Source organism: Micromonospora sp. A3M-1-15, from assembly GCF_024213425.1.
Lineage (GTDB): Bacteria > Actinomycetota > Actinomycetes > Mycobacteriales > Micromonosporaceae > Micromonospora > Micromonospora chersina.
In genome coordinates, this window is record NZ_JANAVK010000009.1 from 12602 (window position 1) to 27955 (window position 15354).

Below are 15354 nucleotides of genomic sequence, written 5' to 3' on the forward strand. Positions count from 1 at the left end.
GCGTGGGGGCCTCCGGTCGCGGCCGGAGGCCCCCACCTGCCTAGGCGGCGACCTTCTCCCGCTCGGCGGCCCGGGCGGCGAGCCGCCGTTCCCGCTCCTGCGCGCCGATCAGGTCGTCGGGCAGGGAGTCCTCGACCTCCAGGTCGAAGCGGCGCAGCAGCCGGATCGCGAAGCCGCCCAGGGTGATCAGGATCAGGATCACCCCGAAGCAGACGTACGCGAAACCGATGCCGCGGCCCGGTCCGGTGCCGATCACCGCGCCCACCGACCCGGCCAGCGACCCGCCCGGGGCGAGCATCGGCTCGAACAGGGCGGTGGCGCCCGGCGCGAGCAGCGCGAACCCGATGGGCAGCGTGGACCAGGCGATGGTCTGGTTGAGGCTGAACACCCGGCCGTGGAAGCGCTGCGGCACCTTGACCTGGACGATGGTCGCGTAGATGGACTGCGCGGTGGTCATGGCCATGGCCAGCCAGCAGAAGCCCACGCAGATCATCGCCAGCGAGGCGTCCAGGCCGATGAGCACGCAGCCGACGGCGGTGCCCAGGTTGCCGATGAGCACGCCGATCATCCGCCGCTTGCGCGGGCCGCCCCAGAGCGACATGAGCACGCCGCCGGCCACCGCGCCGATCGCCTCGGCCAGTGCCACCTGGGCCACCTGGGTCGGGCTGCCGAAGGAGAGCACCAGCGGGGTGGCGAGCACCAGGGCGGGGGCGAGGAAGATGTTGCCCAGCGCGAAGTAGCCGAGCATCAACCGGAAGCCGCGGTGCTGCCAGGAGTAGCGCAGGCCGTTGGCGATGGCCACCAGCAGCCGTTCCCGGGGCCGCCAGCCGAGCAGGTCGGGGAAGCGGACCACGGCCAGGGTGAGCACCGCCACGACGTAGCTGGCCACGTCGATGAGCAGGATGCCCTTCAGCTCGATGGCGGCGAGCAGGCCGGCCGCGAAGACCGGCATGAGCAGGGTGGCCACGCCGGTGGAGAGCTGGGTGATGCCCATGGCGTGACCGAGGTAGCGCTTCGGCACGAGCTGTGGCACCGCCGACTGGAACGCGATCCGCTGGAACGAACCGGCGACCGAGCTGAGCGCCACCAGCAGGTAGATGTGCCAGAGCACCAGGTTGTCGGTCCACAGCAGGCTCGCCAGGACCAGCTGGATGGAGCCGGCGACGGAGCTGGCCAGCATCATGATCCGGCGCCGGCTGACCCGGTCCACGATGGCGCCGGCCACCGGGAGCATCAGCACGCCGCAGATCAGCGCGAGCGCCCAGAGCAGGCCGAGGTCGGCCACCGACCCGGTGCGGTTGAACAGCCAGATCGGCAGGGCGAACGCGGTAAGCGCCGACCCGGTGCTGGAGACGAGCTGCCCCACGGTGATCGCCAGGAAGCGCGCCATGCTGGGCTTGACCGCCGCGGCGGCCGGCCGCTCCCCGGCGCCGACCCGGAACCGGTCGAGCACCGCCCAGCCGGCGTCCTCGCCCCGGGCCTGCGGGCCGAGGTCCGCGATGTCCCCGGCGGTCACCGCCGGGTGCACCCGGGTGACGATCTCGGCCAGTTCCTCGGCGCGGTACTTCAGGAAGAAGTGCCCGGCCTGGTCGAGGACGACCAGCCCGAGGGTGTCGCTGAGGAACTGCCACTCGGCGTACCGCTCGCGGTAGTAGTCGGTGACCGGGTCCTCGGAGCCGACCACCGAGATGATCGGGGCACGCAGCTTCGTCGCCTGCCGGTCGAGCAGCCGGGTGAAGTACTCCTCCGAGGCGCGGGAGTCGGCCCGCATGTTGCTGATGATCCGGTCGGCCTGCTCCGGGTCCAGCTCGTCGGTGTCCACGCCCATCGACTTGAGCCAGCTGGCGTAGTGCTTGTTGCTGCGCAGCTGTTCGAGGCGGTTGCGGGCGGCCGCGAAGAAGCCCTTGGGGCGGGCGAACGGGAACATCGCGCCGATGTAGACGGCGTCGAGGTCCCGCCCGGCCGCCTCGACCTTGCGGGCCACCTCGGCGACGATGGCGCTGCCCACGCCGCAGTGGCCGTAGAGGGCCAGCGGGCCCTCGACCCGTTCCAGGATCTCGTCGGCCACCCGGGTGGTCAGCTCGTCGAAGGGCAACGCGTCCTCGCTGAGGCCGACGTCGTGACCGGGGATGGCCAGGGACCACAGCGCGTGCCCGGCCGGCAGGGCGTCGGCGAGGGGCTGGTAGACGATGGCGCTGCCGCCGCCGTACGGGACGCAGACGTAGCTGAGCACCCGCTGGGCGGCGGGGATCGGCTTGGTCAGCTCGTAGAGCAGCCGGCGGGGACCGGCCTCGGCGGCGTCGCCGGAGATGTACGCGGCCAGCTCGCGGATGGTCCGCTGCTGGAACAGGTCCATGACGCCGACTGCCCGGCCGCCCAGCTCCGCCTTGCGGATCTTCGCGACCACCTGGGTGGCGAGCATGGAGTGCCCGCCGAGGTCGAAGAAGTCGTCGTCGATGCCGAGCGTGTCGACGCCGAGCACCTCGGACCAGATGGCCGCCAGGGTCCGCTCGGTGTCGTCGCGGGGCTCGACAAGCGCCACCGACGCCTCGCGGGTGACCACCGGCGCGGGCAGCGCCCGGCGGTCGAGCTTGCCGTTCGGGGTGAGCGGCAGCGCGTCGAGGGTGACGAACGCGGCCGGCACCATGTATTCCGGCAGGGTCTCCTTGAGCGCCGCCTTCAGCGCCGCGTGCTCGGCCGGCCCGACCAGATACGCGGTGAGCCGCTTGTCGCCGGGGCTGTCCTCGCGCACGATCACCGCGGTCTCGGTGACCCCGGGCTGCTCGCGCAGCGCGCTCTCGATCTCGCCCAGCTCGATGCGCAGGCCGCGCAGCTTGACCTGGTGGTCGATCCGGCCGAGGAACTCGATGACCCCGGTCCCGTCCGGCCCGACGACCCAGCAGGCCAGGTCGCCGGTGCGGTAGAGCCGGGCGCCCGGCTCGCCGGAGAAGGCGTCCGGCACGAACTTCTCGGCGGTCAGCGCCGGGCGGCGGTGGTAGCCGCGGGCCAGCCCGGCGCCGCCGATGTGCAGCTCCCCGGCCACGCCGACGGGGCATTCGACGCCGGCCGGGTCGAGCACGTGCAGCCGCAGGTTCGCGATGGGCGCGCCGATCGGCACGCCGGTCACCTCGGCCAGCCGGGCCGGGTCGCAGTGCCAGGCCGTGACGTCGATGGCCGCCTCGGTCGGGCCGTACAGGTTGTGCAGGCCGCACCAGGGCAGCCGGGCCGTGAAGTCGACCGCGGACGCCAGCGGCAGCTCCTCGCCGGAGCAGATCACCCGGCGCAGCGCGGTGGCCGCCTCGACGCCCTCCTCGGCGAGGAAGACGGTCAGCATGGACGGCACGAAGTGGGCCGTGGTGATCCGCTCGGCGACCAGCAGGTCGCGCAGGTAGCCGGCGTCCTTGTGGCCGCCGGGCTTCGCGAGCACCAGCCGGGCGCCGGTGCGCAGCGGCCAGAAGAACTCCCAGACCGAGACGTCGAAGCTGGCCGGGGTCTTCTGGAGCACCGCGTCGTCGGCGCCGAGGCCGTACGTCTTCTGCATCCAGTCGAGCCGGTTGACGATGCCCCGGTGGGTGTTCGGCACGCCCTTGGGCCGGCCCGTCGAGCCGGAGGTGTAGATGACGTACGCCAGGTGTTCCGGGCCGGCGGTGGGCGCCGGGTCGGTCGCCGGCTGGTCGGCCCAGACCATGGCGTCGTCGAGGGCGAGCACGGTGGCGGCGGTGGCCGGCAGCACGTCCCGCAGGTGCTCCTGGACCAGCACCACGGGCGCGTCCGCGTCGGTGACCATGAAGGCGAGCCGGTCCGCCGGGTACTCCGGGTCCAGCGGCAGGTAGGCGCCGCCGGCCTTGAGCACGCCGAGCAGGCCGGCGACCAGCTCGACGGAGCGTTCCGCGCAGACACCGACCAGGGTCTCCGGGCCGACGCCGGCGGCGCGCAGCCGGTGCGCGATCCGGTTGGCCGCGACGTTCAGCTCGGCGTACGTGATGCTGCGTCCCTCGATGGTGACGGCGACCGCGTCCGGGGTGGCGGCGGCGCGCTCCTCGATCGGGCCGTGCAGCGTCTGGTGGCGCGGGAAGTCCGCGGCCGTGTCGTTCCACCCGCCCAGCAGCGCCCGCTCGTCGGCGGGCAGCAGCTCCAGCCGGGAGACCGGGGTGTCCGGTGCGGCCACGATGGCGGCCAGCAGGGTGGTCCACCGCCGGGCCATCCGCTCGACGCTCTCCCGGGTGAACAGGTCGGTGTTGAAGACCAGCTTGCCCCAGAGCCCGTCGACGGTCTCCACGGCGTGCAGCTCGAAGTCGAACCGGGTGGCCCGCAGCTCCATGGGGGTCCACTCGAAGCTGACCTCGTCGCTGCGGGACACCCCGCGGAAGCGGCCCATCTCGTAGTTCTGCAACACGAACATGGTCTGGAACACCGGCGAGCGGCTCACGTCGCGGGGCAGCCCCAGCTCGTGCACCACCTTGGCGAACGGCACCTCGGCGTGCTCGAAGCCGTCCAGCACGCTGCGCCGGGTGCGCTCCAGCAGCTCGGCGAAGGTGGGGTCGCCGGCCAGCTCGGCGCGCAGCGGCAGCATGTTGATGAACATGCCGACGACGTTCTCCAGCTCCGGCGCGGACCGGCCGGCCACCGAGGCGCCGACGGCGAAGTCGTCCTGGCCGGCGTGCCGGGCCAGCAGCACCTGGTACGCGGCGAGCAGCGTCATGAACAGCGTGCCGCCGGTGGCCCGGGTGAGCGCGTTGAGCGCCTCGGTCTCCGCCGGGTCGAGCTGGAACTCGACGAAGTCGCCCCGGTAGGTCTGGGTGGCCGGGCGGGGCCGGTCCAGCGGGAGTTCGAGGGGGGTGATCCCGGCGAGGCGCTGCTTCCAGTAGTCGACGTGCGCCCGGGCCTGCGGGCCGTCCAGCTCCCCGGCCTCCCAGACGGCGAAGTCGCCGTACTGGATCGGCAGGGCGGGCGGCTCGCCACCCCGGTAGAGGGTGATGAGGTCGCGCAGCAGCACGTCGACCGACCAGCCGTCGCCGACGATGTGGTGCTGGCCGAGGAAGAGGATGTGGTCGTCGACGTTCATCCGGTCCGGAGTGCCGTCTTGCGGCGCGGAGGCCGGATTATCGTCGCAGGCGGCCAGCCGGATGAGCAGGGCCCGCAGCAGCGGCCCGTGTGCCAGGTCGAACGGTTCCGCGGCGGCCGCGTCCACGAGCGCCTGCGCGCTCGCCTCGTCCGGCGCGTCCACGATGGTCAGCGGCACCTCGACGGACTCCTCCACCACCACCGTGGGGCGGCCGTCGGAGTCGGCCGGGAAACGGGTGCGCTGCGACTCGTGCCGGGCGCCGAGCGCGGCCAGGGCCGCGCGCAGCGCCTCGACGTCGAGCGGGCCGCGCACCCGCAGCGGCACCGCGATGTGGTACGCCGCCTCGCCCGGGGCGAGCTGGTCCATGAACCAGACCCGCTCCTGGGCGTACGACAGCGGCACCTCGGTGCCGGCGGGCCGGGGGGTGATCCGGGCCGCCGCGGGGGCGGCCTGGCGGGCGCGCAACCGCTTGGCGATCAGCGCCTGCCGGGCCGCCTCGCGGGCCGGATCCTTCAGGTCGGTCATCAGCTGCTTTCCTCTTCCGCCGCGAGCAGCGCGGCGACCTCGCTGTCGGAGAGCCCGTCGAGTTCCGCGGCGATCCGCTGCTCGATCTGGGCGGCCAGGTCCGCCACGACGGGGCTGCTGAACAGCGCCCGCATGGGCAGGTCGACGTCCACCTCGGCACGGATCCGGGCCATGGCCCGCATGCCGCGCAGCGAGTTGCCGCCGAGGGTGAAGAAGTCGTCCAGGGCGCCGACCTTCTCCACCTGGAGGATCTCGGCGTACACCTCGGCGACCAGGGCCTCGGCCTCGGTGCGCGGCGCCACGTAGGCGTCCTCGGCCGGCGCGGCGGCGGCCGGCGCGGGCAGCGCGGCCCGGTCCAGCTTGCCGTTCGGGGTGAGCGGCAGCGCGTCGAGCCGGACCAGGGCCGCCGGCACCAGGTGCGCGGGCAGTTCCCGGGCCAGCTCGGCGCGGACCGAGTCCTCGTGCGCGGGGCCGACCAGGTAGCCGACCAGGGTCGGCTCGCCGCCGTCGGTGCGCACCGCCGCGGCGGCCGCCCGGACGTCCGGGTGGGCCAGCAGGGCGGCCTCGACCTCGCCCAGCTCGATCCGCATGCCGCGCACCTTGACCTGGTCGTCCCGGCGGCCCAGGTAGTCCAGGCTGCCGTCGGGCCGCCAGCGGGCCAGGTCGCCGGTGGCGTACATCCGCGCGCCGGGCGGGCCGTACGGGCAGGGCAGGAAGCGCTCGGCGGTGAGGCCGGGACGGCGGTGGTAGCCGCGGGCGAGCTGCGCGCCGGTGACGTACAGCTCGCCGACCACGCCCGGCGGCACCGGCTGGAGGGCGGCGTCGAGCAGCAGCGCCCGGGTGTTCCAGGTGGGCGTGCCGATCGGCACCGGCCCCGGCGGGACGGGCTCGCCCGGGGCGATCCGGGCGGCCACGCAGCCCACGGTGGCCTCGGTCGGGCCGTACTCGTTGACCACCGCCACGTGCGGGTGGGCGGCCCGCCAGCCGGCGAGCTGCTCGCCGGTCAGCGCCTCGCCGCCGATCACCAGGTCGGCGGTGGGCGACAGGTCGCCGTCGAGCAGGGGCAGGTGGCTCGGGGTGACCTTGAGGAAGGCCGGCCGGCCACCGGCTCGGGCGGCCGGTTCGTCGACGGCGGCGAGCCGGACCGTGCCACCGGCCGTGAGGGTGCCGAGCAGGCCGGTGACGGTGAGGTCGAAGGAGACCGGCGAGTGCAGCAGCGCGACGCCGGCCAGCCCCGGGTAGGTGTGCCGGGCCCAGGCCAGGTAGGCGGCCACCGCCCGGTGCTCCACCACCACGCCCTTGGGCCGGCCCGTGGAGCCGGAGGTGTAGAGCACGTACGTCGGGTGCTCGGGCCGCAGCGGGCCCCGCCGGTCGGCGTCGGTCAGGTCGCCGTCCGGCTGGTCCGCGCCGAGTTCCCCGTCGAGCACCAGCGCCCCGGCGGGCACCATTGCCGCGGTGTCCGGGGTGGCCACCACGAGGGCCGGCGCGGCATCCTCCAGCAGGTAGGCGATCCGCCCGGCCGGGTAGCCGGTGTCCACCGGCACGTACGCGGCGCCGGACTTCAGCACGGCGAGCATCGCCACCACCAGCTCGCAGGAGCGGGGCAGCGCGAGCGCGACCCGGGTCTCCGGGCCGGCGCCGCGGGACACCAGCAGCCGGGCCAGCCGGTTCGCGGCGGTGTTCAGCTCGGCGTACGTGAGCGGCACGCCGTCGCAGACCAGCGCCGTGGCGTCCGGGGTGGCCGCGGCCTGCCGCTGCACCTCGTCGACCACGGTGGCCGCGGGCACCTCGTGCGCGGTGTCGTTCCAGGCGCCCAGCACGAGGTCCCGCTCGGCGTCGGTGAGCAGCGGCAGCGCGGCGACGGTGCGCTCCGGGTCGGCCACGGCGGCGGTGAGCAGCGCGACGTACCGCCGCACCACCGTCCCGGCGGTGGCCCGGTCGAACAGCGCGGTCCGGTAGACCAGCCGGCACTCCCCGGCCGTGATGTCGAAGGCCAGGTCGTCCTTCGTGGTGCCCAGCTCGACCGGGTCGAGGCCGGAGTCCGGGATGTAGTTCAGCACGGTCTGGAAGATCGGCTGCACCGACGGGTCGCGCTGCGGGTCGACCGCCTCGACGATCTTCTGGAACGGGGTCTGCCCGTGTTCCATGGCGTCGACCAGGCCGTCCCGGACCCGGCCGAGCAGCGCGGCGAAGGACGGGTCGCCGGAGACGTCGCAGCGCAACGCCACCGGGTTGACGAACATGCCGATGAGCGGGGCCAGCTCGGGGGTGTCGCGGCCCGCGGTGGAGACGCCGACCACCACGTCGGTGTCGCCGGAGATCCGGGACAGCAGCGCCGCGAAGCCGGCCAGCAGCACCATGTACGGCGTGGCCGCGGCGCCGGCGGCCAGCCGGCCGACCCGGTCCAGCAGCCCGTCGGGCAGGTCGAAGCGCACCTCGTCGCCGGCGAAGCCGAGCTGCGCGGGGCGGGGCCGGTCCAGCGGCAGGTTCGTCACCGGCGGCGCGCCGGCCAGGTGGCCGGTCCAGAAGGCGAGCTGACGGTCCAGTTCCGCCCCGGCGAGCTGGTCGCGCTGCCAGACCGCGAAGTCGGCGTACTGGATGGGCAGTTCGGGCACGGCGGGCTCGGCGCCGCTCTGCGCGGCCGCGCAGAACGCGGCGAGCTCGGCGTGGAACAGCACCGCCGAGTGGCTGTCGAAGACGGCGTGGTGCACCACGAAGACCAGCGCCCAGGCGTCGCCGATGCGGACCAGCCGGGCCCGCCACAGCGGCGGCGTGTCCAGCGGGATCGGGGTGCGGGCCAGCTCGGCCCGGATCTCCTCGAACGCGGCCAGCCGCTCGGGCTCGGGCAGGTGGCGCAGGTCGGTGGTGGGCAGCGGGACCGGCTCGTGGGCGCGGACCACCTGCACCAGCGCGCCGTCGTCCTCCCGCAGGTGGGTGCGGAGCGCCTCGTGCCGGGCCACCACCCGGTTGACCACGTCGGTGGCCAGGTCGGCGTCGACGCCGGCCGGGAAGCGCCACGGGATGGACACGTTGAACACCGGCGAGCCCGCGTCGAGCTGGTTGGCCATCCACACCCGCTCCTGGGCGAAGGAGGCCGGGAAGGTCCACTCCTGACTCATGAGTGGGCCTCGCGTACGGAGCGGGGACGCATGTCGGTCCAGACCGTGTCGATGTGGGCCAGGCACTCCTCGCGGCTGCCGGCGAAGCCGGTGTCGTGCCAGCCCGCGGGGAGGTCCCGGTCGGCCGACCAGATCGAGTACTGCTCCTCGTCGTTGCGGACGACCAGGAATCGAGGTTCGGCCATGTCAGTTCGCTCCAGGGGTGTCGGGGGTGTGCGGCTCGGCCATCGCCACGGCGATCTTGCGGGGGCCGGTGAACGGCTCCCGGCCGTGCGCGGCGGTCATGTTGTCCACCACCAGCACGTCGTCACGCTGGTAGTCGAAGCGGACCGTGGCCGCCCGGTAGGCGGCGCGCAGGTGGTCCATGACGTCGGCGGGGATCTCGCCGCCGTCGCCGTAGTAGGTGTTCGACGGCAGCCCGTCGGCGCCGAACATGGCCAGCAGCCCTTCCTGGTAGTCCGCCGGCAGGGTGCTCACGTGGAAGAAGGTGGCGTGGTTGAACCAGCGCGGGGTGTCCGAGCCGGGCCGGTGGTGCACCACGTCCCGCACCGCCCGGGTGCGCAGGCCGTCCTTGCCGACCCACTCCACGGTGATCCCGTTGGCCGCCGCGTACGCCTCGACCTCGGCCCGGTTCTCGGTGTTGAACACCTCCTGCCAGCGGGTGCCGAAGTCGCCGTGGAAGTTGCGGACCAGCATCCAGCGCCGCCGGACGAACTCCTCGCGCACCGCCGGGTCGATCAGCTCGTACACCCGGCGGACGTCGGCGAGCGGGGTGGCGCCCCGGGTCTCCGGCGCCGTGATGCAGTAGAAGAACAGGGTCAGCGGCCAGCGCGCCTGGTACGAGTTCTCGTTGTGCAGGAAGATCTCCTCGTCCGGCGGGTAGTCGGTCGAGGTGTACACCCGGCCCTTGATGGAGTGCCGGGGCGAGGAGCGCTCGGTGTAGGTCAGCGGTTCGCCGGACAGGGCGCGGACCACCCCGTCGAAGCCGTCCACCCCGCCGACGTCGAAGCCGCGGAACAGCAGCCCGCCGTGCTCGACGAGGGTGGCGCGCAGCTCGGCGCGCCGGGCCCCGATGAGGTCGGTGAGCGCCCGGCCGTCGTTCTCGACGACCACCGGAAGCGTGGCGATCGTGTCGCTCATGATGCGGTGTCTCCTGTTCTTCGTGGTCAGGCGCGGGGCAGCCGCGGGATGGCCGGGATCGCCACCGGCGCGGCCGGTGCGTCGGTGGGCTGGTCGGCGCGCAGCTCCTCGATCCGGGCGGCCAGCCCGGCGACCGTGGGGGTCTCGAAGAGGCTGCGCATGGGCAGCCGCACCCCGGTGGCCTTGCGCATCGCGGCGATCAGCTGCACCGCGACCAGCGAGTTGCCGCCGAGGGCGAAGAAGTCGTCGTCCACGCCGACCTCGGTCACGCCGAGGCCGTCCCGCCACACCTGGGCGATGGTCTTCTCCAGCTCGGTGGAGGGCGCGGCCGAGCCGCCGCCCCCGCCGGTCGCCGCGGCGGCCGGGGCGTCGGTCTCCGCCTCGAGGCTGTCCGTGGTCACCCGGGCCGAGCGCCGCCGGATGTCGGCGACGGTGCGGGTGGTGATGACCACCTGCGCGCCCAGGCCGGCGGTGAGGCTGCGGCGGAACGCCTCCGCCCCGTCGACCGGCCGGATGTCCTCGGTGACCGGCGCCGGCGCGGCCTCGGCGGCGGCCGGGGTGTCGGCCAGGCCGCCGGTGACCGCGCCCTGGTCCACCTTGCGCAGCACGAAGTCGCTGATCGCGACCAGTTCCCGGCCCTCGGTGTCGCGCAGCGACAGGTCGGCCGCCACGACCTCCTCGGTGGCGCTGGGCCGGTGCCGCAGGTGGCTGTGGAAGGTCGCCGGCAGCGACCCCCGCACCACGATCCGGCCGTACGACAGCGGCAGGTAGGTGCCGGAGCCCTGGCCGCGGCCGAACGCGGTGGCCACGTCCAGCAGCGCCGGGTGCAGCCCCCACGAGGGCAGGTCGCCCAGCGCGGCGGCGGGCGCCTCGACCCGGGCCAGCTCCTCCCCCTCGGCCAGGTGGTGCTCGGCCAGCGCGGCCCAGCGCGGCCCGAAGGTGAGCATGCTGGTGCGGCCCCGGCCGAACGAGGCGTCGTCGTCGACCCGGCGCCCGGCGACGGCGGGCGTGCCGGCCGGCGGGGCGGGCTCGGTGGTCCAGCCGGCGGCGCCGCGCACGTGCGTGCGGAGCTGGCCGGCGGCCAGGCTGGCCACGGTGAAGTCCACCCCGTCCTCGGCCGGGGTCAGCTCGACCCGGTACTGGGCGACCGTGCCGTCCGGCACCGAGAACGGCTCCAGGAAGACGACGTCCCGCAGTTCCACGGCGGCGTCCGGCCCGGGTGCGGGCAGCGCGGCGGTCACCGCGGCCCGCACCGACTCCAGGTGGGCGGTGCCCGGCACCACGGGCACCCCGCCGATCCGGTGCTCGTCGAGCAGCCAGTGGGTGGCGGCGGAGACCAGGCCGTGCAGCACGGTGCCCTCCGGGCCGGCCACCCGGGTGGTGAGCACCGGGTGGTCCACCGGGCTGGTGACGGTGTCCCGCCCGGCGGCCCGGAAGGCGGCCGGCGCGTTCGTCTCCACGGCCATGCCGACCTCGGCCCAGCCGCCCCAGTTCTGCGACACCACGGGTGCGCGGAAGCCGGCGCCGGAGCGCGCCCAGGCGTCCAGGAAGCTGTTGGCCGCGCAGTAGTCGACCTGGCCGAAGCCGCCGATCACCGCGGTGATCGAGGAGCAGAGGGCCACGAAGTCCAGCGGCAGGTCGCCGAAGACCTGGGCCAGGGCGAGGGTGCCGGCGAGCTTCGGGGCCAGCACCCGCTCGGCCTCGGCCCGCTCCTTGATCTCCGCCATGCCGCCGCCGGGCAGGCCGGCGGCGTGCACGATGCCGTCCAGCCCGCCGAACCGGGAGATCGCCGCCTCGCGTACGCGGCGGAGGTCGTCCGGGTCGGTGACGTCGGCGGCGAGCACCAGCACCTCGGCGCCGGCCGCCTCCATCCGGCGGATCGCCGCGATGGCCCGGCCGGCCCGGTCCGCGCCGCCGTGCACCGCCAGGTGCTCGTCCCAGCCGTCCCGCTCGGGCAGGCCGGAGCGGGCCAGCAGGACCAGCTTGGCGCGGGCCCGGCGGGCGAAGTCCTCGGCCAGGGTGACGCCGATGCCACCGAGACCGCCGGTGATCAGGTAGCGGCCCGCCTCGCGCAGCACCCCCGGCTCGCCCTCGGCGTCGACGGTGACCTGCTCGTAGCCGGCCACCCAGCGCCGGTCGCGGCGCAGCGCCACCTCCGGGTGCTCCGGGTCGACCGGGGCGCGCAGCTCGGCCACGAGCGCGGCGACCCCGCGCGCCGCGGAGTCCGCGTCGACCAGCCGGACGGTGAGCCCGGGCAGCTCGACCGGGAGCACCCGGGCCAGGCCGGCCAGGGTGGCGTGCTCCGGCCGGACCAGGTCGTCGCCGCGGACGTCGCCGGTGCCGGCGGTGACCAGGTCGAGGCGGATGCCCTCCTCGTCGGCGGTCAGCCCGGCGCCGGCGAGCGCCTGCACCAGGTGCAGCGCGCTGAAGAAGCCCCGGTCCTGGGCGGCCCAGGCCGCGGCGATGTCCGTGCCGGCCGGCTCCCCGTCGAGGGCGTACGCGTGCACGATCCGGCGGGGCAGGTCGGCGCCGAGCGCGGCGACCAGCGCCTCGTGGTCCTCGCGGACACCGGGGCGCAGCCGGAAGCCGGCGCCGGTGGCCGCGAAGGAGTCGCCGGCGCGTACCTCGACCGGGTCGTCGCCGGCGGCCCGCAGCGCGGCGACGAGCGCCTCGCCGCGCGGGCCGTCGGCCAGCACCAGGCACCGGCCCAGCGGGACGACGGTCCGCGCCGGGGCGGCCTGCCGCCACACCGGCACCGCGAACCACTCCGGCAGCGGCCGGGGCCCGGTCTCGACCGGCGCCGCCGCCTGCTCCACCGGGTCCGGCTCGACCCAGTAGCGGCGCCGCTCGAAGGGGTACGTGGGCAGCGGCACCCGCCGGGCGTCGGGGTCGACGGCCAGGGTGACCGGCACCCCGGCACACCAGAGCGCCCCGGCGCTGCCGAGCAGGCTGGCCAGGTCGCCGACCGGTTCACCCGGCCCGGGCAGGCTGCCCAGCGGGGTCAGCTTCCGCTGCGCCTCGGACGCCTTGGCGACCTGCATTCGGGCCAGGTTGGCGAGCTGGCGGCCCGGGCCGCACTCGACAAGCGCCCAGGTGCCCTCGGCGAGCAGCGTGGCCACGCAGGCGCCGAAGCGGACCGGCCGGCGCAGGTGCGCCGCCCAGTACGCCGGGTCGGTGGCCTCCGCCTCGGTGATCCAGGTGCCGGTCACGTTGGACAGGAACGGCACGGCCGGCGGGCGCAGCGGCACGCTCGCCATCAGCGCGGTGAACTCGTCGAGGATCGGGTCCATCATCGGCGAGTGGAAGGCGTGCGAGGTGCGCAGCAGCTTGGACTTGTTCTTGCCGCCGAGGCTCGCGGCGAACTCCTCGACCAGCGCGGTCTCGCCGGCCACCACGCAGGTGCCCGGGCCGTTGACGGTGGCCACCGAGAGCCCGGCGGGCAGGCGGTCGGCGACCGCCGACTCGTCCAGCGTCACGGCGAGCATCGAGCCGGCCGGCAGCGAGTGCATGAGCCGGCCCCGGGCGGCGACCACCCGCAGCGCGTCGGGGAGCGTGAGCACGCCGGCCACGGTGGCGGCGACGTACTCGCCGATGGAGTGGCCGAGCATCGCGGCCGGGGCGACCCCGGCGCGCTGCCAGGCGGTGGCGAGGGCGTACTCGACGGTGAACAGGGCGGGCTGGGTCCAGCGGGTCTGGGTGAGCTTCTCCCCCGCCTCCGGGTCGCGGCCGAGGATCAGGTCGCGGATGTCCAGGCCCAGCTCGGGGCGGAGCAGTTCGGCGCACTCGTCCACGGTGGCCGCGAAGGCCGGGTCCTCGGCGTACAGCTCGGCGCCCATGCCGGCGTACTGGGAGCCCTGGCCGCTGAACAGGAAGGCCACCCGCGGGGCGGGGCCGTCGAGGGCGCCCCGGTGCCCCTTGCGCCTGTCGCGCAGGGCGGCCGCGGCCGTCGGCAGGTCGGCGGCGACCACGGCGGCGCGGTGCGCGTACTGCTGGCGGCCGACCCGCAGGGTGTGCGCCACGTCGGCGAGCAGTTCCGGGCCACCCGCGGTGCCGCTCTCCAGGTGGTCGGCGAGGCGCTTGACCGCCGTGTCCAGCGCGGTCGGGGTCTTCGCCGAGACCTGGAGCAGGTGCGCCGGGCGGACCCGCCGCTCGGTCCGGTGCGCGGCCGGCCCCTCCTCCAGCACCACGTGCGCGTTGGTGCCGCCGATGCCGAACGAGCTGACGCCGGCCCGCCGCGGCCCGCCGTCGGTGTCCCACTTGGTCAGCGTGTTCGCCACGTAGAACGGGGTGTCGGCGAAGTCGATGGCCGGGTTCGCGGTCTCGTAATTGATGGTCGGCGGGATGAGGCCGTGCTCCATGGCGAGCACCGTCTTGATCACGCTGACGATGCCGGAGGGCTGGCTGAGGTGGCCGATGTTGGACTTCACCGAGCCGATGCCGCACCAGCCCCGGTCGTCGGTGTCCTTCGTGTAGACGGCGGAGAGGGCGGCGACCTCGATGGGGTCGCCCAGCGCCGTGCCGGTGCCGTGCGCCTCGACGTAGCTGATGGTGCGCGGGTCGATGCCGGCCAGGCCGACCGCCTGGGCGACCGCCTCCATCTGCCCGTCGATGCTGGGGGCGGTGAAGCCGACCTTGCCGGCGCCGTCGTTGTTGATGGCGTTGCCGAGCACCACGGCGCGGATGGCGTCGCCGTCGGCGATCGCGTCGGAGAGGCGCTTGAGCAGGGTCACCCCGACGCCGCTGCCCCAGACCGTGCCGTTGGCGCCGGCGTCGAACGGGCGGCACCGGCCGTCCGGCGAGGTGAAGCCGTCCATGCCGAGGTAGCCGACGTGCGGCAGCTCGATGTTCACGCCGCCGGCCAGCGCCATGTCGCACTCGCCGTTGCGCAGCGCCTCGCAGGCCAGGTGGAACGCCACCAGCGAGGTGGAGCAGGCGGTGTGCACGGTGAGGCTGGGGCCGCGCAGGTCGAGCCGGTAGGAGACGTTGGTGGCCACGTAGTTCGGCGAGTTGCCGGTGGCCAGGGAGACCGCGCCGTGCGGGCTGCCGCCGACCCGCTTGTTGCGCAGCACGTTGCGGTGCAGGTAGGTGTTGCCGCCGGTGCCGGCGTAGACGCCGACCGCGCCGTCGTAGCGGGCCGGGTCGTAGCCGGCGTCCTGGAGCGCGGTGTAGCAGCTCTCCAGGAAGAGGCGGTGCTGCGGGTCGGTGATCTCGGCCTCGCGGGCGGTCATCCCGAACAGGCCGGCGTCGAACTCGTCGTAGCCGTCGACCAGCGGGGCCCGGCTCACCCAGCCGGGGTCGTCGACCTCCTCGGGGGTGGCGCCACGGGCCAGCTGCTCCTCGCGGGTCAGCTCGGTGACCGACTCGACGCCGTCGATCAGGTTCTGCCAGAACTCGTCGACGTCGGCCGCGCCGGGCAGGCGGGCGGCGAGCCCGACGATCGCGATGGGTTCGATGCCGTCGTCGGTGGAGGGAAAGTCGTTCTGCATCGGGGTTGTCCTTAGCTCA

At 74.8% G+C, this 15354-nt stretch carries 5 protein-coding genes; all 5 read right to left on the reverse strand.

Annotated elements, in window-relative coordinates; genetic code table 11:
- Window positions 1-40: 40 nt before the first annotated feature.
- From NLX85_RS31755 to NLX85_RS31775, 5 genes are read right to left on the reverse strand one after another with little or no spacing between them, the layout of a single operon-like run.
- On the reverse strand, window positions 41-5590 hold the full coding sequence (locus tag NLX85_RS31755) for a non-ribosomal peptide synthetase/MFS transporter (RefSeq protein ID WP_254341449.1): 5550 nt from the start codon (window positions 5588-5590) through the stop codon (window positions 41-43).
- Window positions 5590-8709: an amino acid adenylation domain-containing protein gene (locus tag NLX85_RS31760; protein WP_254341450.1), complete on the reverse strand. Its 3120-nt coding sequence runs from the start codon at window positions 8707-8709 to the stop codon at window positions 5590-5592. The genes NLX85_RS31755 and NLX85_RS31760 overlap by 1 nt, the downstream gene beginning before the upstream one ends.
- A complete protein-coding gene (locus NLX85_RS31765; RefSeq protein WP_254341452.1) occupies window positions 8706-8894 on the reverse strand; it encodes an MbtH family NRPS accessory protein in 189 nt (62 codons plus the stop codon). The genes NLX85_RS31760 and NLX85_RS31765 overlap by 4 nt, the downstream gene beginning before the upstream one ends.
- Window position 8895: 1 nt before the next feature.
- Complete coding sequence (locus tag NLX85_RS31770) at window positions 8896-9849, reverse strand: TauD/TfdA family dioxygenase (protein ID WP_254341454.1); 954 nt, start codon at window positions 9847-9849, stop codon at window positions 8896-8898.
- Between the two features lie 26 nt (window positions 9850-9875).
- Window positions 9876-15335, reverse strand: coding sequence for a type I polyketide synthase (locus NLX85_RS31775; protein WP_254341457.1), 5460 nt, complete (start codon window positions 15333-15335; stop codon window positions 9876-9878).
- Window positions 15336-15354: the final 19 nt, after the last annotated feature.